At 60.7% G+C, this 18074-nt stretch carries 14 protein-coding genes and 1 pseudogene; 5 read left to right on the top strand and 10 right to left on the bottom strand.

Going from position 1 to position 18074, the window contains the following annotated elements; all coding sequences use genetic code 11:
- Positions 1 to 75: 75 nt before the first annotated feature.
- Positions 76 to 1349: pseudogene (locus QNM96_RS03065) on the bottom strand (transposase).
- 56 nt (positions 1350 to 1405) lie between these two features.
- Between QNM96_RS03065 and QNM96_RS03060 the strand changes: the two are divergent.
- Complete coding sequence (locus QNM96_RS03060) at positions 1406 to 1546, top strand: hypothetical protein (RefSeq protein ID WP_283834538.1); 141 nt, start codon at positions 1406 to 1408, stop codon at positions 1544 to 1546.
- 391 nt (positions 1547 to 1937) lie between these two features.
- Here the strand turns inward: QNM96_RS03060 and QNM96_RS03055 are convergent, their stop codons facing one another.
- Positions 1938 to 2558, bottom strand: a complete 621-nt coding sequence (locus QNM96_RS03055) for a TetR/AcrR family transcriptional regulator (protein ID WP_283834537.1) — start codon at positions 2556 to 2558, stop codon at positions 1938 to 1940.
- 112 nt (positions 2559 to 2670) lie between these two features.
- Between QNM96_RS03055 and QNM96_RS03050 the strand changes: the two genes are divergently transcribed.
- Together QNM96_RS03050 and QNM96_RS03045 are read left to right on the top strand one after the other, a co-directional pair.
- A complete protein-coding gene (locus tag QNM96_RS03050) occupies positions 2671 to 4029 on the top strand; it encodes an amidohydrolase family protein (RefSeq protein ID WP_283834536.1) in 1359 nt (452 codons plus the stop codon).
- A gap of 88 nt (positions 4030 to 4117) precedes the next feature.
- Positions 4118 to 5005, top strand: coding sequence for a fumarylacetoacetate hydrolase family protein (locus QNM96_RS03045; RefSeq protein WP_283834535.1), 888 nt, complete (start codon positions 4118 to 4120; stop codon positions 5003 to 5005).
- Between the two features lie 148 nt (positions 5006 to 5153).
- On the opposite strand, the gene QNM96_RS03040 is transcribed toward QNM96_RS03045, so the two are convergent.
- From QNM96_RS03040 to QNM96_RS03030, 3 genes are all read right to left on the bottom strand, one after another.
- Positions 5154 to 6650: an amidohydrolase family protein gene (locus tag QNM96_RS03040; RefSeq protein WP_283834534.1), complete on the bottom strand. Its 1497-nt coding sequence runs from the start codon at positions 6648 to 6650 to the stop codon at positions 5154 to 5156.
- 170 nt (positions 6651 to 6820) lie between these two features.
- Positions 6821 to 7609, bottom strand: a complete 789-nt coding sequence (locus tag QNM96_RS03035; RefSeq protein ID WP_283834533.1) for a helix-turn-helix domain-containing protein — start codon at positions 7607 to 7609, stop codon at positions 6821 to 6823.
- Positions 7610 to 7720: 111 nt separating this feature from the next.
- The gene (locus QNM96_RS03030) at positions 7721 to 8719 is read right to left on the bottom strand and encodes a TatD family hydrolase (protein ID WP_283834532.1); all 999 of its coding nucleotides are present in this window, start codon (positions 8717 to 8719) and stop codon (positions 7721 to 7723) included.
- A gap of 165 nt (positions 8720 to 8884) precedes the next feature.
- Here QNM96_RS03030 and QNM96_RS03025 point away from each other — a divergent pair, with 165 nt between their 5' ends.
- Positions 8885 to 9931 carry a sialidase family protein gene (locus QNM96_RS03025; protein ID WP_283834531.1) on the top strand — a complete coding sequence of 349 codons (1047 nt, stop codon included), beginning with the start codon at positions 8885 to 8887 and terminating at the stop codon, positions 9929 to 9931.
- Positions 9932 to 10324: a DoxX family protein gene (locus QNM96_RS03020; RefSeq protein WP_283834530.1), complete on the top strand. Its 393-nt coding sequence runs from the start codon at positions 9932 to 9934 to the stop codon at positions 10322 to 10324.
- Positions 10325 to 10984: 660 nt separating this feature from the next.
- Here the strand turns inward: QNM96_RS03020 and QNM96_RS03015 are convergent.
- From QNM96_RS03015 to QNM96_RS02995, 5 genes are all read right to left on the bottom strand, one after another.
- A complete protein-coding gene (locus tag QNM96_RS03015; RefSeq protein ID WP_283834529.1) occupies positions 10985 to 12001 on the bottom strand; it encodes a ScpA family protein in 1017 nt (338 codons plus the stop codon).
- The gene (gene smc, locus QNM96_RS03010) at positions 11994 to 15566 is read right to left on the bottom strand and encodes a chromosome segregation protein SMC (RefSeq protein ID WP_283834528.1); all 3573 of its coding nucleotides are present in this window, start codon (positions 15564 to 15566) and stop codon (positions 11994 to 11996) included. The genes QNM96_RS03015 and smc overlap by 8 nt, the downstream gene beginning before the upstream one ends.
- 108 nt (positions 15567 to 15674) lie before the next feature.
- Complete coding sequence (locus QNM96_RS03005; RefSeq protein WP_283834527.1) at positions 15675 to 16013, bottom strand: hypothetical protein; 339 nt, start codon at positions 16011 to 16013, stop codon at positions 15675 to 15677.
- Positions 16014 to 16195: 182 nt separating this feature from the next.
- Positions 16196 to 16681, bottom strand: a complete 486-nt coding sequence (locus QNM96_RS03000; protein WP_283834526.1) for a DUF2243 domain-containing protein — start codon at positions 16679 to 16681, stop codon at positions 16196 to 16198.
- 249 nt (positions 16682 to 16930) lie between these two features.
- Positions 16931 to 17812: a coiled-coil protein gene (locus QNM96_RS02995; protein WP_283834525.1), complete on the bottom strand. Its 882-nt coding sequence runs from the start codon at positions 17810 to 17812 to the stop codon at positions 16931 to 16933.
- Positions 17813 to 18074 lie beyond the last annotated feature (262 nt).

Genomic DNA, 18074 nt, shown 5'->3' with positions numbered 1-18074 from the left:
TTGAAAACACCAGCATCCGCGAATGACATCCTCCCCGGCGTGAACGCCGGGGTTTCCTCACGCTGGGGGTCTCGCTTACCGACCCACGGAGGCAACTTGCGGGTTCGTATGCTCCTCGTTGGGAACTGAGCGTGGTGACTCTGACCATTCGTGGTCGTCCCACTTGAGGCATACAGGCCGTGCCATCGGCCGTACTACGCTGTTGTGCCGTCTCAGGAACGTCTCGCTCGCCGTTAAGTCCGCGTGACCGTCAGAGCCGAAGGCGCACGTGAGCGAGTCTTGATGCCGAGTCGTACGGTCGGTCGAACCGCAGTTCGGACACTCTTGCGAAGTCCACGCTTCCGTCCGAACTTCGACGGTGATGCCGAACTCCTCGGCGGTACACGCGAGACGATTGATGAACGCCCGGAACGCCCAGAAGTTGTGCGTCTTCGCGTTCGATCGGACGGACCACGACGTTTCGAGAACGTCGGTGAGATCGCCGACGTACACTGTCGCAACACCCTCGTCGTACAACCGTTCGATGAGGTTGCGGCAAAGCGCGTCTTGGGCGTGGTCGCGTCGGCGCGTTCGACGCCGGTATAGCGAGCGAATCTGCTTGCTGCTGTACCGACCATCTCGAAGCTTCGACTGAAGCTCGGCGATTCGGCGCGTGGTTTCGCGGAAGCGGTCGAACAGGCCGCGGCCTTCGTAGAGGTACTGCTGGCCGGTTGTGGTCGTACACGCGACGAGGTTGTTCGCACCGATGTCCAAGGCAGCTTCTTCCGAAGCCAGTGGTTGTGCCAGTCGAGAATTGTCTACGGTGACTGGCTGAAAGGCCCTGAACGTCTGTGCGGTCTCGTCGTAGTACAGTTCGAGCCGACCTTGCTTGTCGTACTCTTTCCAGTTTGGTTCTCCGCGAACTTCGAGGCGAAGGCGTTCCCGCGCCCCGAGTCCGTACTCCTCCTTCAGGTCGCTCCCGACGAGGATTTCGAGGCGAGAGTATTCGCCCCATTCGACCGAGTACGATGTGTTGCGGATGTACGTCTGAAGGTCGCGTCCTTCGCGTTCGTTGCCCCAGAAGCCGGGCTTGCCGTTGGCTTCTCCCTTCTTTTGGAGCGCGAAGAACGACCGCCACGCTTCGCGGTTCTTGCGTTCGATTTGCTGAACCGTCGAAGCGCCGAGTGTGCCGCCATACCGTCCGCGGTACTCCTGCTCTCCCACACGTCGCCATCGGGGTCGGCGTAGTGTTGGCGGCGCTCGTAGTTGATTTCGTTCCAGAGAGCGGCTGAAGCGTCCAACAGACCACGAAGCAACTCCTCGTCCGCGTCGGACTGAGGAACGACTTCGAAGGTGTTGGTCCGCTTCATCGCTATCTACTGCTACGGCCGGAACTAACATAAACATACGGGTTCTCGTAGATAGTATGTCGAACCACGTCAACATCGAAGTACCGGACGACGAACAGTACGAGCGTATTAAGCGCGTGAAAAACGACCACGGCCTGACGTGGCGAGGGATGCTAATCCACGCTGCCGACGACTTGGTGGCCCCAGACCAGCAGTGATCGGCGGACGCGGAACGGAGCTTACGCGATTCACGCCCGTTGAGCAAACCGAAGGTTTGCGATGCCCATCAGAACGCTTGCGTTCTGAGGACGCCGTAAACGGCGGGACTCTCTCGCTGAATTAGGTAGCGTGGAACTGAACGTTCCGTGAACCGTTCGCGCGGCGTAGCCGTGCGAAGACGAAGCGAGTGGTTCACCGACGGAGCGGGGTGAAACCTCGCAGCTGCGGTGTTTGACATTATCAGAATGCCGTGTGTTCTGACGGCATCAACGGATTTTGCCGGGAGTTGTGGCAGGCGTCTACGACGCCTGCCGATTCCCCCAGTAACAGAGGTTACTGTTACGTATTGCAGTTTTCGAGCCGATCTTAAAGAAAGGAATTATGCTCTGTCTACTGTTGTTCCTCGAGAGCCAACGAGTCGAGGATAAATTCGTCGATGGCTTGGCGGGCCTGTTCGGGGGCGTCCTCGTGGCCGAGGGAGATCCGTCGGCCCCGCGCGGCGTGGATAACGTCCGTGATGAGTTGCCCCATGCGTTGGGCGTCGACGTCGCGGAACGTTCCCTGTTCGATCCCCTCTTCGATGACTTTGACGACGCTTCCCCGAAGCTGTTTGTAGTGTTCGTTGAAAATTTCTCGGTGCTGGTCGTCGTTCTGGGCCTGCGTGTACAGTTCGTGATACACCTTCATGCGGTCCCAGTGGGTAAACTCGCCAAATTCCGGGCCGAACAGACACTGGTCGATCCGGGCGTCGAGTTCCGTTCGGAGGTCCGCCTCCGCCTCAACTTCGACGCTCCCCTCATACTGCTCGATGACGTACTCGAGAAACGAGGAGAGCAGATCGTACTTCCCATCGTAGTGATAGTGGATGACCTGCCGAGTCAACTCCATCTCTTCGCCGATATCGCGCATTCTGAGGTCCGAGTACCCGTGCTTGCTCAACGCACGAAAGGTCGCCTCCATGATCACTACTTCGGTGTCTTTGGAGGTCACTTTCCCGTCGGACTCGCTCATAGGGCTACTCTGGGAGAACGCTATATAATTTGATTGCTCCGGAGACCACTGTCCGCAGAATGTTTACTGAGCAGTAAATTTTTATCCTCGTGGTAAGACTAGCCAACTGCGCATGTCACGAACAATCATACGGAACGGCACAATCGTCTCGCTCGACCCGGAGATCGGACAACTCGAGGGCGCGGACGTCCTGATCGAAGACGGCGAAATCGTCGATATCGGGCGCGGTCTCTCCGCGTCGAACGCCGACGTGATCGACGCGACGGATCGGATCGTTCTCCCGGGATTCGTCGACTCGCACATCCACCTCTGGCAGACCCAGGTGCGGGGGATCGCCGGTGACTGGTCGCTCATGGGCGATTACTTCGACGACATGTTGGGGAACATCGCGGGGCTCTACGAATCCGAGGATATGTACCTCGGGAACCTCTTCGGTGCGCTCGAGAAGCTCCACACGGGAACGACGACCGCGCTGGATTGGTCCCACGCCATCAATACACCCGAACACGCAGAACGGGCCGTCGACGGGCTGAAAGAGGCCGGGCTTCGGACCGTCTACGCCTACGGCCCGCCCGGAAACGACGCGGCGACGTGGTGGTTCGACAGCACTGAGAGCCACCCCGAAGAGCACGTCCGACAGCTCCGCGAGGAGAAAATCGAAGACGACGACCTGCTCTCGCTCGGATTGGCGCTTCGCGGTCCCGACTTCACGACCGAGGAGGTCGCCCGGAGCGATCTCGAACTCGCGCGCGACCTCGGCGTCGTCGCGACTATTCATATGGGCGCCGCGCTCTGGCCCTCGTCGATCTACGGCGAGGACTACCAGGGCTTCGGCGCGATTTCGGACATGCTCGGCCCGGACGTCAACGTCGCCCACGCGAATCACTTTTCTCAGGAGGACATCCAACACGCCGTCGATCAGGGCGTCTCCTTCTCGGCGACGCCGGAGGTCGAGATGCAGATGGCCCACGGCATCCCCGTTACCGGAAAGGTGCTCGAGGCCGGCGGGCGGCCGACCTGGGGCGTCGATGTCTGTTCGGATATCAGCGGCGACATGACCAGTCAGATGCGCGTCGGCCTGCAGGTCCAGCGAATGCTGGATAATCAGAAAACGCTTGAGAACGACGAGGAGGTCACCAGCGTGAGCCTGACCTGCCGAGACACGCTCGAGATGGCGACCATCGAGGGCGCGAAGGCCCTGGGCATGGAAGACGAGATCGGCACGCTCACGCCCGGTAAACGCGCGGATATCGTGACGATTCGAACGGACGACTTCACGACGGCTCCCGCCCACTCGCCCATCCAGACCGTCGTCTTCCAGTCGGATCCGTCCCACATCGACACGGTGCTCGTCGACGGCGAACCGGTCAAACGCGACGGCGAACTCCTGAACCCTGCGGTGAGCGAGGAGTTCGACCGGTTCGTGGAGTCCGGACGTCGACTGATCGACGAAGCGGGGCTGGATCTGTAGCGGTCGGGTTCCACGATCGGACCCGACAGCGCCCGCGATCCGAACCGAAGACGTAACTCGTGACACGATAACTAACAGCACGCCAAACATGCGAATTGGACAATACGAATCGGCGAACACGAATCGGCCGTGGTGTGGCGTATCGACAACCGACGAAACCGTGGTCAACCTTTCCGAGGCAGGAGCGCAAGCCGGCCTTGAGATTCCTCGAGCAACGACCGATCTCCTCGCCGACTGGCAGTGGCGTCGGAAAGCCGAACTCGCCCTCGAGTACGCCGAGGAGACGGGAACAGGAACCTACGACGCCGAGGACGTGACACGAGTAGCGCCGGTTAGCGACCCGAACAAGATCGTCTGCGTCGGCCTCAACTACCGCGATCACGCCGAGGAGGGCGACAATCCGATTCCGGACGAGCCCGTGCTCTTCTCGAAGTTCCCGACGGCGGTTACCGGGCCAGAGAGCACCATCTCCTGGGATCCCAACCTCACCGAAAAAGTCGACTACGAGGCGGAACTCGTCGTCGTCATTGGCAGCGAAGCGCGACGGGTCAGCGAGGACGACGCGCTCGAGCACGTCGCAGGTTACCTCGTCGGCAACGACGTGTCGGCTCGAGACCTCCAGCACGGCGACGGTCAGTGGGTTCGCGGCAAGAGCCTCGATACCTTCGCGCCGGTCGGCCCGGAGCTCGTAACGACGGACGAACTCGAGGATCCCCACGACCTCGAGATCTGGGCCGAGGTAAACGGCGATCGGCTCCAGGAGTCGACGACCGACAACCTGATCTTCGGCGTCGACGAGCTGGTGTCGTTCTGTAGCCAGGCGTTCACGCTCGAGCCGGGCGATCTCATCTTCACCGGGACGCCGCCGGGCGTCGGCGTTTACCGGGAACCGCCGGTCCTGCTCGAGGACGGCGACGAGGTCACGATCGGGATCGAGGGCGTCGGCGAGCTGACGAACACCTGTCGGTTCGACTGATCGGCCTCGAAACTCGCCGCTCTCACGCAGGCGTTTGCACGGATCGTGGCACCCCTCCCTCCTCACTGCCAGTGTGAACGCGTTCTCGATTCGACTTGCGTCGAAGGGGGGCTGAGGGCACGGTTGTGGCGTCCGCTCCGTTCGGTCCTCAGGGGCGTTCGGGCTCGACGACGCTCTCGTCGATGATATCGGCGCCCGACTGTTCGAACGCCGACCAGTGCGTTTCGATCGCCTTGTTGTGTACCACGCCGTCTTGTTTGACGATACGTCCGTCGACCAGTACGGTGTCCACGGTGGAGGTGCCCGCCTGGAACACCGCCGTTTCGACCGGGTCGTGAACGGGTGCGGTGGTGATGTCGTCGGTACGAAGCAAGACGATGTCGGCCCGCTTGCCCGGCGTGATCGAGCCGATCCGGTCTTCCATCCCGAGTGCGCGTGCGCCCTCGATGGTCGCAAGCTCGAGCGCGCGTCGGGCGTCCAGAGAGACCGATTCGATCTGTTCGTTTCGCTCGACGGCCGGCTGGTTGTCGAGCGCTCGCTGCGCCTGCAGGGCCATCCGCATCTGGGTGAACATTTCGCCGCTGACGTTCGACGTGATGTCGACGCCAAGGGTCGGTGTCGCGCCCGCCGCTATGGCCTCGCCGAGAACCGGCATCCCCATTCCCATCTGCATTTCGACCTCCGGCGTGATCGAAATCGAGCCGCCGGAGTCGCCGATTAATTCGAACTCTTCTTGCTCGAACCGGTTCCCGTGGACGTAGTTGAGATCCGATCCCAAGAGATCGAGTTCCTCGAGATTGTAGATGCCGCCCGGACCGAGCGAGCCGATGTGCATCGAGATCGGGATGTCGAGTTCTCGGCCGAGGGTGATGTCGTCCTCGACGACCTCGTCGGTCGCGTAATCGGGACCGCGAATACCCATCGCCAGCGTCACCAACCCGTCGTTGGCCGGGAACCGCTCGTCGTGCAGTCGCTCGATATCGGACGGATGCGGTTCCGTGCTCGCCTCCCACCACGTATCGCCGTCGTCCCCGGGTGGCCCGTGAGCGAACACCGACCGAATACCGGCGTCCTCAAGTCCGTCGATCGCCCGATCGGTGTGGTCCGGGGAGTTCGCGATGTGGAACCAGTCCAAGACCGTCGTCGTTCCGGTGTGGAGTTGCTCGACCGCGCCGAAGAGGTTCCCCAAATACGCGTCCTCGGGTTCATACCGGCTGCTGACATCGCCGAGCATCAACTCGAGGTACTCGGAGAACGTCCAGTCACCGGTGGTGCCGCGGACGCTCGCCTGCCAGGTGTGCAGGTGGGAGTTGACGAACCCGGGGAGGACAATGGCGTCGCTCGCGTCGACGATTTCGGCGTCGGCCTCGTCGATGGTATCGGCGATTTCGACGATCTCTCCGTCCTCGATCAACACGTCCGCGTGCTCCTGAACGCCCACGTCGGGATCGACGGGGACCAGCGTGCCGTCCTTGATAATTGTCAAGGACGAGCCATCGGATGGGGACCCGGACATGTCCGTTGCCGAGTCGTCGCCGAATCCGAAACAGCCGGCAAGCGGCAGCGACAGCGCTGTCCCGGCACCGAGCTTGAGATAGTTCCGTCGCGATACCGTCCGTCCATCAGCAGTTGTCGGTTCCTTCATCGTCGGGTCACAGTTGATGATTACCTCGGTGGGAGAAGTGGCCTCGTTTGGAACGTTCCAAACGGGATGTCGTCGTCGCTGTCAGCTGGTCGTTTCTCCACCGATTCATCAATCGGTCTCATTGTGCTGAAGACTCGAACTGGGCGACCGATCCCGAAAACCGAGTTGACTCAGGAGGAAACCGACATTTCGCTTTCGGGACTGGCGTCTTCGCCGGAGTTAGTCGACTCCGATGGGTCCTCGACGAATCCCGAAAGGTAGCGCTTCGCGAGCCAGGCTTCTGCACGCGTAACCCGATACTGGAGCGTCGAGACTGGTATCCCCTCGTCGTTTGCGATTTCCTGTAAGGATACCTCACGCGGCGACTCGTAGTAGCCGTACTCCACCGCCGTTTGCAGTGCCTCGCGTTGTTCGTGGGACAGATCCTCAGCGGCCGATCGGCGATCGTCCCACTCGGGCGAGTGATCCACGCGCTCGAATCGTAGCTCGAGGCCCGACCTGAGATGAGCGTCGATCGTCTCGTAGATCGGGCTCAACGATGCGTCGTTTTCGACGAGGACGCGCCACTTGTACGTATCGTGATACTGTTCTGCGCGGAACAGCGCCCCGTCGCCGAGAGACTCTCTCACCAGGTACGGCACCGATCGACAGCCAGGGCCCTCGGACTGTTTCGAGTAGATAACGCGACGATTTGCCGTCTCGACGAGCACTTCGTGTGACCAGTCGATCTGGCACCCGCCGACGCCCTCGAGATTCGTACACCGATGTAACCCCTCGATCACGTCGTCGTAGGCCAGTAGCGACTCGGTCGGTCCCGTCACTTCGTCCAGTCGCCACATCGTCCCATCGGAGACGTTACACGAGATCGTCTTCGAATACAGCCCCGGATTCTCGATGAAGACGTCCATCAACTCGTCGGCACCCCTCTCGTACGTAATCGTGAATTCGAAAGCTTGCATGAGTATTGTGTTATCGAACAGCCCGTAAAGACTGGTTTTGGAATATTCCAACTGCCCTCTGCATTCGTCGCCCGTGGTGTTGCTGCGGTTCCGGCGAACACGATCGAAACGTCATGCGATATCGAACACGGCGCGCGGATTCTCGAGCACGACTGTTCGAATCGCGTCCTCGTCGATACCGTACCGATAGAGTTCGAAGATGGCCCGCTTCAGCGCGAACGGATCCGTCCGGAGTACGTTCGCACAGTCCGTGTCGATCATGATCCGTTCGGGGCCGTATTCGTCGATCGCGTCCGCGACGTCCGCGGCGTCGACGCCGATCAGCCACGAGTGGCCGATGGTGTAACTCAGGTAGCAGTCCGTGTCCTCCATGAGATACTCGGTGTTGTTTCCGTCCGCGTGCGAGGCCACGACGCGCTCGTCGTCGATCCCGGCGTCGTCCATCGCCTCGACGTCGAGTTTGACAGCCTCGAGCGCCGGATTGTCGCCCTCGAGGACCGGATCAGCTCCCAGTTCCGTATTCTTCTCGTAGCCCGGAACGCCGATTTCCGAGCGGTAGGATCGACCTGAATCGCCGGACTGGTTCGGCGTGTGCAAGAGCACCGGCAGGTCGTGTGCGTCCGCGAGTTCCATCTGCCCTTGAACCATGGCGCGTTGCTCGTCTACGTCCCAGGCTTCGACGTGCTGGGCGGGTGTGACGCCCGTCTCGCCGACGGCGACGACCTCCTCGAGCTCGCAGTAGTCGGCCATCGCCTCGAGCAGTTCGTCCGGGTTCTCGATGCGGACGCCGGTGTGGATGCCCAACCCGAGGTTCGCCTCGAAGAAGTGATCGCGCTCGATGGCCGCGCGGCGGTTCACCGCGTCGTCCCAGAGAAAGCGGACATCTTCGGCCCTGACCGGCTTGTATGGCGTCCAGTGGTAGCCGGAGGCGACCATCACCATCGACTCGCACCCGGCGAGAGCATAGCGCTCCCGGTCCTCCCACGAGAGCGTGTGCGCGTGGTTGTGGATGTCGATCCAGGGAAGATTGAGCAATTCGGTTGGGAGATCCGGTCCCTCCCCAAGGTGTGTCGCATCGGTCGGTCGTTTCGTCGGGTGTGTCGGTGTCATGGATCTGTGGCTTTCGTGGTACGTCGGACGCTGGGATTTGCGAAAGCGATGTCGTCCCGGGTGGCCGAACGAATCCGTCTCGAGTACCCTCTTTCGTCCGCCGGCACTTAGCGTTTTACGGCCTGGTAAAACTTTATCTGTGTGTCTAACTCACACACTGGTCGTATGCCATTGTTGATCGGCACAGACGACGGCCTGTACCGGGTCGACGAAATTCCGTTCGACCGATCGGAGGCGGAATGCGTTCTCGAGTGTGACGTGGTGACGGCCGTGAAATCGTGGGATCACACCGACGGCGTCTTCGTCGCGTCCTCGAGTGGCGCGTACCGGTCGCACGACGACGGCGAGACGTGGGAGGACCTCGAGGTACCGCTGGGGGACCGCTTCTGGCACGCCGGCGAGAGCGAGGTGTGGTCGATTCTGGCGACGGCCGACGGGGCGCTTTACGCGGGCACGAACGATCCGTACCTCTATCGGTCGGTCGACGACGGGGAGACGTGGGACGAACTGAAGGGGTTTCGCGATCTCCCCTCTCGAGGCTACTGGGAGTCCCCGATCGATCCCCACTACGCGCGATTGCGGGCGCTCGAGGCCGTCCCCGGCCGACCGGAGCGGTTGATCGCCGGCGTCGAAGCCGGCGGCATCCACCTGAGCGACGACGGGGGGCAAACGTGGCGGGATCGGCGGGATACGATCGTCGACGACGTGCATCAGATCCTCCCGATTTCGGCGGACGTCTGGCTCGCGACCACGGGGTATCTGGATCACGAACTCGAGAATCTCGGACTGGGCCACGCGGTCGGCGCGGGCGGGCTCTACCGGACGACCGACGCCGGCGACTCCTGGTCGCGCCTCGACGACGGGAACGACTTCTCCTACATCAGGTGCGTCTTCGTCCACGACGGCATCGTCTTCTTCTGTGGCGGGGAGGAGGCTCCGCCGGCCTGGGTCGAGGACGACCACGAGGCGGCGCTGTTCGAGTCGACGAACTTCGGACGCGATTTCGATCGGGTCCCCTACCCCGGCGAACCGCACGAAATCGTTGAGACGTGGGACGTGTACAAGGGGGACGTCATCTGTGGTTCGGGCCTGTTCGACGTGCCCGATCAGCGTGACGACGTAGAGGGCCGAATCATGCGACGGGACGACGACGGAGAGTACCACACCGTCGGCCGACTCGAGGCGAACGTCAGCCGACTCGAGGTGATCTGAGTGTCCGATCCCGGCTCCTCGAGTGAGCCGCCGTCGGCCCTCGGCCGGGCGCTGTACGGCGGCATCCTCGCGTACATGGCCGTCGATGGATTCAAGAACAACGAAAAGCGCGTCGAGGTCGCTCGAGCGAAGGGCGTTCCGGTTCCGGACCTCCTGGTTCCGTTCGTGACCGGCATGCTCTTCGTGGCGAATCTCGGCATCCTGCTTTGGAAATTCCCTCGAGTGTCCGCCGGTGCGCTGATCGTCTTCTTTTTGACCACCACGCCGTCGATCCACGACTTCTGGACCATGGAGGGCGAGGAGCGGCAGGCGAACAAGACCAATTTCCTGAAGAACGTCGCCTTGCTCGGGGGAGCGGTCATCTTACTCGAAGCGGCGGACCGAGACGCCTAGAACCGCTTGTCCGTTTCCGAGTGCCGTTTCTGGTTGTTATACTACGAGTCTGTCGGACGGGATGTTTAAGCCCGCGGAGAAGCAATCGTATCATGGCAACTGACCCTTGACGGGTTCGGAAGCCACGTCTCGGGTGCTCTTACCACCCAGGGCATTTCAATACGAACGCCCCCTTCCGTGGAGTGTTGGCTTCCATTTGCCATTACGCCCTGTAGTGTCATATAACTATTGTTTCAGGTGGGGAATAATGTGTCTACGGGAAGTGCTGCTGCGTTGGACAACAAGACGAACGCTGGCAACAGGAATTTCCACATCCTCCCCAGCCGATTCGCTCGCTCGCAGGCTCACGGTGGTTCGAAAGATGCTCGCGTCTTTCGTCATCAAGCGAGATCTCTGATCTCGCGGACCTCGCGAATCTGTGATTCGCTCAGTCACGAAACGGCAGGCCGTTTCGAACGACTTCGCCGTTCGCTGTTCCGCGACGCTCCGCTCACTCATCCCTCGTGCAGTTTCACTCGCGGATCGCTATCGCGACCCGCGAGCAGTGCGCACCACCGCACGTAGCGTAGCCATCACGGTGCGGAAACCCCTTTCAGTACTTCACTCAGAAATTGGGATCCGAATAGGAACGTCACCCTCTAAAAACGGCTACCGAAGCGACTAGTCCGCAATCGCTTCACTCGGCTCCGCTTCCACGCCCGCTTGCTGGATCCAGAGGTCGCCGAACAGTTCGTCCTGCTCGAGAACCACGCTCCCTCGATGCGCCAAAAACAACAATGCGAGGTAGGTCATGACTCGAGAGCCGCCGGTTTCGTCGATTTCGGCGTACAACACTTCCTCCCGGCCGTTCTCGTATTGGGTCTCGAGGACGCTTTCGACGTCCTCGATCACGTCCTCGATGTCCTCCTCGTGGGTGGTGTGGGTTACGTCGCCGGCGGTCGGCTCGTCGTCGACCCGAAAGTCGTCGCCCGAGTGGTAGCTCAGCTCTTGCATCCCGCGATCGTAGCCGCTGGGCGAGTCGCTCGTGTCGTAGCTTCGAGATTCCTTCCACCAGGTGCCCCGTTCGGCGTCTCGAAGCTCCCGAACGAGCTCGTCGAGCGTCTCCGGCTTCCCGCGGGCGGACTTGCGCTCGAGGCGTCGATCCATCTCGGCCTCGAGGCTCTCGATGGGGTCGAAGCCGGGTTCGTGGTCTTCGGCGGGGCCGTCGTCCGCGAAGGGAGCTTCCCACGGCGGCAGTTCCTCCTCGTCGGGCTCGTCAGGCGAGAACAGTTCGTCGCTTTTCATCCGCAGGAGCACGCTCGCGTAAAACAGCGCCCGACCCGACGTCCGGAGGTCCGCCTCGTCGAGCACCTCGAGGAACTTGTCGGTCACGGCGACGATGTCGATATCCCACGGGTCGATCTCGCCGTCTTTGGCGAGTTGGACCAGGAGTTCGACGGGTTCGACTTCATCGTCATCGTCGTCCTGCTCTTCGCCACGCTGGGCGGAGCTCTCGAGGACGTCGCTCTCCGTTAGGTCGTCTCCAGCCGCCGCTTCTTCGCTGAACGAAAAAACGTCGTCATCCGCGGAGTCGCTCGAGCGCTTGCGTTCTTCGTGGCCCGCGATATTCAGTGGAATATCGTCGTCCGGAGAGCCGGAGTCGGATTCACGTTCTCTATCCCTTCCGCCCTTAGTCATCCGCCGGCACCTCCTCGGCGCTCAGGTCGATACCCGTCACCGCGCTCACGTTGTCCTGTTGCATCGTCACGCCGATCGCCCGCTCGGAGCGGTCGAGCATCGCCGAGCGGTGAGAGACCACGACGAACTGGGCCTCGCCCGCGAGTTCGTCGACCATCTGTCCGACGCGTTCGGCGTTGACCGCGTCGAGGAAGGCGTCGATCTCGTCGAGCGCGTAGAACGGCGCGGGGTTGTGTCGCTGAATCGCGAAGATAAAGGCCAGCGCGGTCAGGGACTTCTCCCCGCCGGACATCGCGTCGAGGCGCTGGATCGGCTTGTCGCCCGGCTGAGCTTTCATCGTCAACCCGTCCTCGAAGGGGTCTTCCTCGTTCTCGAGGTGCAACGAGCCAGTCCCCTCCGAGAGCTTCTCGAAGATGTCCGTAAAGTGTTCGGCGATCGACTCATAGGCATCCATGAACGTCCGTTTCTTCTGAGATTCGTACTGTTCGATCCGCTCGCGAATGCCGTCGGCCTCCTCGACTAGCGTGTCTCTTCCTTCTTCGATACGCTCGAGATCGTCTCGAACCTCGTCGTACTCGTCGATCGCGAGCATGTTGACCGGTTCGAGTGCTTCCATATCCGACTCGAGCAGTTCGATCATCTCGATAACGGTCTCGTGGTCCGGAACGTCTTCGGGATCGTAGTCGCCGACCTCCTCCTCAAGCGCTTCGAGTTCCCACTCGAGATCGTCCGCCCGCTCGCGGTTGTCCTCGAGTTTGCTCTCGACGGTGTTGACTCGATCCTGTTGTTGATCGCGGTCCGTCTTCGCGTCGCCGAGTTCGTCTTTGAGCTCACGGCGATCCTCCTTGAGTTCGGTGAGCTCTTCTTCGAGTTCCTCGACTGCTTCGCGTTTTGCCTCGAGGACGCCGCGTTTGTCCTCGATTTGCTCCTCGAACTCCTCGATTTTTACCTCGTGTTCGGCCCTACGGTTCTGGGCCTCCTCGATATCGTCGTGGAGGTCCTCGATCGCGTCCTCGGCGTACTGCTTCTCGAGTTCGAGTTCGTTGAGTTTCCCGTCGAGCTCGTCGATCTTGTCCTCGCGCTCGTCGATCTCGCCGTCGAGTTCCTCGATCTGGGCGGTGAGTTCCGGAATCTTCGAGTCCGCGAGTTCGGATTCGAGCTCGTCGATATCCGCTTCGATCTCCTCGATATCGGCCTGTTGTGTCTCGATCTCTTCGGAGATCTCGGTCATCCGCTCGTCGACGGACTCGCGTTCTTCGCGCAACTCCTCGAGTTCGTCCTCGAGGCGATCGATGTCGTCCTCGAGGTCTTCCCGACTGTCGTCGATACCCTCGAGTTTCGACTCGATCGAGCGCACTTCGTCTTTGGCGTCCGTCTGACGGTCTCGGGCGTCGTCGAGTCGGTCCTCGACGCCCCGAAGCTCCTCGCGAACCGATTCGCGTTCGTCTTGCAACTCGGTGATCTGCTTTGCGACCCGCTCGAGTTGGCCCTTGCCGCCGCCCGAAAAGGAGTACCGCGAGCCCTTTCGCGAGCCGCCAGTCATCGCGCCGCTTTTCTCGACGAGGTCGCCGTCGAGGGTGACCATCCGGTAGTCGCCCATGTACGAGCGGGCTGTTTCGATGTCTTCGACGACGAGGGTGTCGCCGAGGACGTACGAGAAGATGCCGGCGTACTGGTCGTCGAAGTCGACGAGGTCGTACGCGAAGCCGACGATACCGGGGTCCGACGGTGCGCTCGGCAGGTTGCGTTCGCGCATCTTCGTGATCGGCAGAAATGTCGCCCGGCCGGCGTTTCGGGATTTGAGGTACTCGATACACTGCTGGCCGATCACGTCGTCGTCGACGACCACGTTCGCGAGTCGGCCGCCCGCGGCGGTCTCACAGGCCGTGGCGTACTCGCCGGATACCGTCCCTAGCTGGGCGACCGCGCCGTGTAAGCCGTCAATTCCCGAATTGAGAATTGTCGTGACGGCACGGCCGAACGAGGAGTCGCCGCTCTCGCCCGCGTTCGCCTCGAGTTCGGCGTACTCGGCCTGTTTAGCCTGAATATCGTCGTCGAGGTCGTCGAGATCATCCTGCAGACGCCGTTTCTCGCCTTTGAGATCCTCGACGACGCCCTCAATGCTCTTCCGATTCTTTTCGGCCTTCTCGAGTTCTCGTTCGAGATCCGATCGCTGGCTCTCGAGTTCGGGGAGTTCGTCTTCGGTCTCCTCGATCGTTTCTTCTTTCTCACTGATCGCGTTCGAACGCCGGCGCGCTTCGTCAAGCAGGCGATCCTGCTCGCGCTGAAGGTCGTTTTTCTCCGTCTTTTCGTCCTCGAGTGCTTCCTTTCGCTCTTGCAGTTCGGCTTTGACCTCGTCGTACTCCGTGTCGACGGCGTCGATCTCGGCTTGGAGTTCCTCGCGTTCGGCTTCGCGTTCCTGAACCTCGGACTTGATCGAGGCCTTCTCGAGTTTATGCTCGCGCATCTCGCTCGTGAGATCCTCGACTTGCTCCTGTTTGCGGTCGATCTGGACGAACGCCTCGCGCCGATCGGATTCGGCCGACTGGATCTGGTCCTCGCTGGACTCGATCTTGTCCTCAAGTCGGGAGATATCGCCTTTGACCTCCTCGATCTCGCTTTTGATGCGCAACTGCTCGTCCTCTCCCTTGCGCTCAATTTCGGCGTTTAAATCCTCGAGGTCCTCCTGTAGACGGACGACCTTGCCCTGTCGCTCATCGAGTTCGCGCTGGAGGTCCTCGAGGTCGCCTTCGAGTCCGTCGACCCGTTCCTGGACGTTCTCGAGTTCCTCGCGTTTTTCCTCGAGTTCGCTGGCCTTCCGGTAGCCTTCGAACTCCTCTTTCTCGCGGCGGAGTCGTCGGTAGCGAAGGGCGGTCTGGCGCTCGTCCTCGAGCTGTGCGAGGCGCTCGCGCTTTTCCTCGATACGGAGTTCGGCTTCGTCGATTCGCTCCTGGACGACCTCTAGCTCTTCGAAGGCGTCCTCTTTTTTCGCGTCGAACTCGGCGACGCCGGCGATTTCGTCGATAATCCCCCGCCGGTTGTAGGGCGTCATGTTGATGATCTCGGTGACGTCGCCCTGCATGACGACGTTGTACCCCTCCGGCGTGACGCCCGCTTGTGCGAGTAAGTCCTGAATATCCGAGAGGTTGACCGAGCGATCGTTCAGGTAGTAATAAGAGTAGTAGTTGTCCTCGGTCTCCTTGACGCGCCTGCGGATTCGAACTTCCTTGCAGTCACCGACGTCGTCGCTTCCTGCCGCGTTGACGACCTGCGAGCGCTCGAGGGTGTCGTCGGAGTTGTCGAGGATTACCTCTACGGTCGCCTCGCGGGGGCCGGCGCTGTTGTCGCCGCCTTCGTGACCGGGATTGTAGATGAGATCGGTCAGTTTCTCGGCGCGGATACCGCGCGTTCGAGCGAGCCCGAGTGCAAAGAGGACGGCGTCGATGATGTTCGACTTACCGGAGCCGTTCGGACCGGTAATAACGGTAAAGTCCTCGTAGAACGGGATCTTCGTTTTTCGGCCGAAGCTCTTGAAGCCGTCCAGAACGAGTTCCTTAATATACATCGTCTTGCGAAACCTCCATAGTTGACCTCCCTCGGCGAGAAATCACGGCGATTATCCGTACCGGTCGGACCGTGACCGCTTCTCGCGAGCGGTCGCAGGAATCTGTTGTTATGCGACGATAATGTCGTCGCTACCTGAGTCTTCCGCTTCGTCCTCGCCGGAATCGGCGTCGGTCGATTCTGCTTCCGAGTTGGCCTCGGCGTTTGCGGCCTCAGCCTCCGCCGCCTCGGCGTCTATCATTTCGTCCGACGCCGGCTCCTCCGACGATGCTTCTCCCTTCCGGCTCGTCCGTCTCGAGGCGGCTCGCGTCGGCGTTTCTGTGTCCAGTTCGGCCTCGAGGACGCGGATGCGCTCTTTCGATTCGACGAGCTCTTCGGTGAGTCCTTCGACCGTCGACTCGAGTTCCGCAACCGTCGATTCCAGCTTCTCGACGCGGTTTTTCGACATACCAACTAGGGGTTGGTCCGGATACATAAACGTACGTCAGACAAGCATACTCGTATTGGCAGGAGTTGTGGCTCGATATCGGATCGCCTCTGATGGCGTGAACACGCTCTTGTGACGACCTGTTGCTGGTTGTGGTGAACGTGGTGCGAGCCAGACCACGAGACCGTCGTTCGCGTCGGAACTCAATTCGAACCGCGGCGGTGATCACCTGCCACTTTGAGGAGGACGAATCCGAGGGCCAGCATGAGCACGCTTACGACGATCCAGGGGAGGTTCCAGGCCTCCGTGCCGTGGACGACGTTGTGCAGATCCAACACTTCGTGACTTACCACGCCGTCGACGAGGTTGAACAGTCCCATGCCGACGACGATCGATCCGAGGAGAAACAGCGTCGAAAGCGCCTCGTCGGTGCGGTTTACGACCCGCCACACCATCCCGAGACCCAGTGCCGTTACCGCGACCATCGCGAGCAAAAACACGCCGTCGAACATGACGTTCGTTCGAAGCCCGTCGTAGCTGTAGGGATCGTAGAATCCCGAAAACAGGTGATGAGTCTGAAAGGTGAGATGAAAGATGATCACGTCGAGTACCGCACCGAATCCGATGCCCACGGTCACTCCGGCAAGGAAGAACGGCCGACGGCGCGACGGACCGTTCGCTTCGCTCATGGATTCTCCGACGGAAACGAGACGCAAAAATCATCACCCGTCAACTGCGCGTTCGTTCCGAACGCCGAAGAGAGCGATTCGAGGCCAGCAACGTGACTTGCTAAACTCGAGACCAACAAGTGTGGCTTACCGGACTCGAGATCGACGCCCCAGCGAAGCGAATCGAGAGCCGCGGCTCGAGGACCGGGAGTCGACGGAAAGACAAAATGAACGGAAATCCGCAAAACGAAACGCGGGAAGGCGACGTCGTTAGAGCAGGCCGGTCTTCTGGAGTTTCATGAGGTCCTCGGTGTCGAGAGTCTCTCCTTCCTTGAACTTCTGGTAGATCTCCTCGGCTTCCTCCTTGGCCTCCTCTTTTTTCTTGTCCCGCTGGGACTTGCGCTCTTTTTCCTCTTTCTTGTCGAGTTCGCGCAGGCGCTTTTGAACGCGGACGAAGTCCTCGTGGTGCTGGTCAGCGGCTTCCTGAGCTTCGACGAAGGACTCGTGCATCTCGTCGGCCTCGTCGCGGATGTCGTCGGCCTCTCGATAGGCCTCGATCATTTCGTTGTGGTGCTCTTGGGCCTTGTCGGCGAGTTCGGTGACCTTCTGGTGGTGCTGGGAGGCCTCCGAACGCACTTCCTCTGCCTCTTCGACGAGCTCTTCGAGGTCGTCGTTTTGGTCGAGCTTGTCCTTTCGCTCCGCATACTCCTCGCGTTTGGACTCGATCTTCTCGATGAGCTCCTGTTCTTCCTCACTCGAGAGGACTTCGGTCTGCTGTTTGAACTCGAGTTGCTCGATCTCTTCTTCGAGCTTCTCGAGGTCTTTTCCCTCGTCGAGTTCCATGTCGGATTTGAGCTTCTCGACGCGGTCGAAGAGCTTGTTCGCTTCCGCGTTGAGCTCGTTTCGGCTCTCTTTGTGCTCTTGTACCTGTTCGTTGAGCTCGTCGCGTTTTTCGCGGTGTTCCTGTGCCTCGTCAACCTTTTCGCGCGTCTTTGCGTTCAAGTCGTCGCGGCTGGATGCCCGCTCGGAGGCCATCTGGTTGAGATCATTCCGCCGATCTCGGAGCTGGCCGGCCATCTTGATGAGCTGGCCTTTCGATTTGTTTTCGAGGTCGTCTTCTGTGAGTTCGATGTTTTTGGATTCGTCTACCATGTGTTAGTAAACCTTCTGTGCCATTCCCGCATCGGCGACAGCATACGCTCAGAACCTGCGAAATCTCGGTGAATAAGATTTCCTGTCATCGTTCGTCGAGCGATACGCGCCCCGATGGCGTTCTGGTACCTGTAACTACTGCCGCACGTAATTTAAATGTACCGGTACAAAACCCCCTGAAAACCGTTAGCAGGGGGCCCATAACGTGTGTTGGGGACTAGCATGGGGGTCGCGATTGCACATAAATGACGGACGCTGTCGA

The sequence above is a fragment of the Halostagnicola sp. A-GB9-2 genome (genome assembly GCF_030068615.1).
Classification (GTDB): Archaea; Halobacteriota; Halobacteria; order Halobacteriales; family Natrialbaceae; genus Halostagnicola.
Note: the sequence above shows the minus strand (reverse complement) of the source record. Positions and strands in the feature narration are given on the sequence as shown.

Coding starts and splice junctions, on each gene's coding strand:
- QNM96_RS03060 (WP_283834538.1), top strand. CDS start 1,406: ATGTCGAACCACGTCAACATCGAAGTACCGGACGACGAACAGTACGAG.
- QNM96_RS03055 (WP_283834537.1), bottom strand. CDS start 2,558: ATGAGCGAGTCCGACGGGAAAGTGACCTCCAAAGACACCGAAGTAGTG.
- QNM96_RS03050 (WP_283834536.1), top strand. CDS start 2,671: ATGTCACGAACAATCATACGGAACGGCACAATCGTCTCGCTCGACCCG.
- QNM96_RS03045 (WP_283834535.1), top strand. CDS start 4,118: ATGCGAATTGGACAATACGAATCGGCGAACACGAATCGGCCGTGGTGT.
- QNM96_RS03040 (WP_283834534.1), bottom strand. CDS start 6,650: ATGAAGGAACCGACAACTGCTGATGGACGGACGGTATCGCGACGGAAC.
- QNM96_RS03035 (WP_283834533.1), bottom strand. CDS start 7,609: ATGCAAGCTTTCGAATTCACGATTACGTACGAGAGGGGTGCCGACGAG.
- QNM96_RS03030 (WP_283834532.1), bottom strand. CDS start 8,719: ATGACACCGACACACCCGACGAAACGACCGACCGATGCGACACACCTT.
- QNM96_RS03025 (WP_283834531.1), top strand. CDS start 8,885: ATGCCATTGTTGATCGGCACAGACGACGGCCTGTACCGGGTCGACGAA.
- QNM96_RS03015 (WP_283834529.1), bottom strand. CDS start 12,001: ATGACTAAGGGCGGAAGGGATAGAGAACGTGAATCCGACTCCGGCTCT.
- smc (WP_283834528.1), bottom strand. CDS start 15,566: ATGTATATTAAGGAACTCGTTCTGGACGGCTTCAAGAGCTTCGGCCGA.
- QNM96_RS03005 (WP_283834527.1), bottom strand. CDS start 16,013: ATGTCGAAAAACCGCGTCGAGAAGCTGGAATCGACGGTTGCGGAACTC.
- QNM96_RS03000 (WP_283834526.1), bottom strand. CDS start 16,681: ATGAGCGAAGCGAACGGTCCGTCGCGCCGTCGGCCGTTCTTCCTTGCC.
- QNM96_RS02995 (WP_283834525.1), bottom strand. CDS start 17,812: ATGGTAGACGAATCCAAAAACATCGAACTCACAGAAGACGACCTCGAA.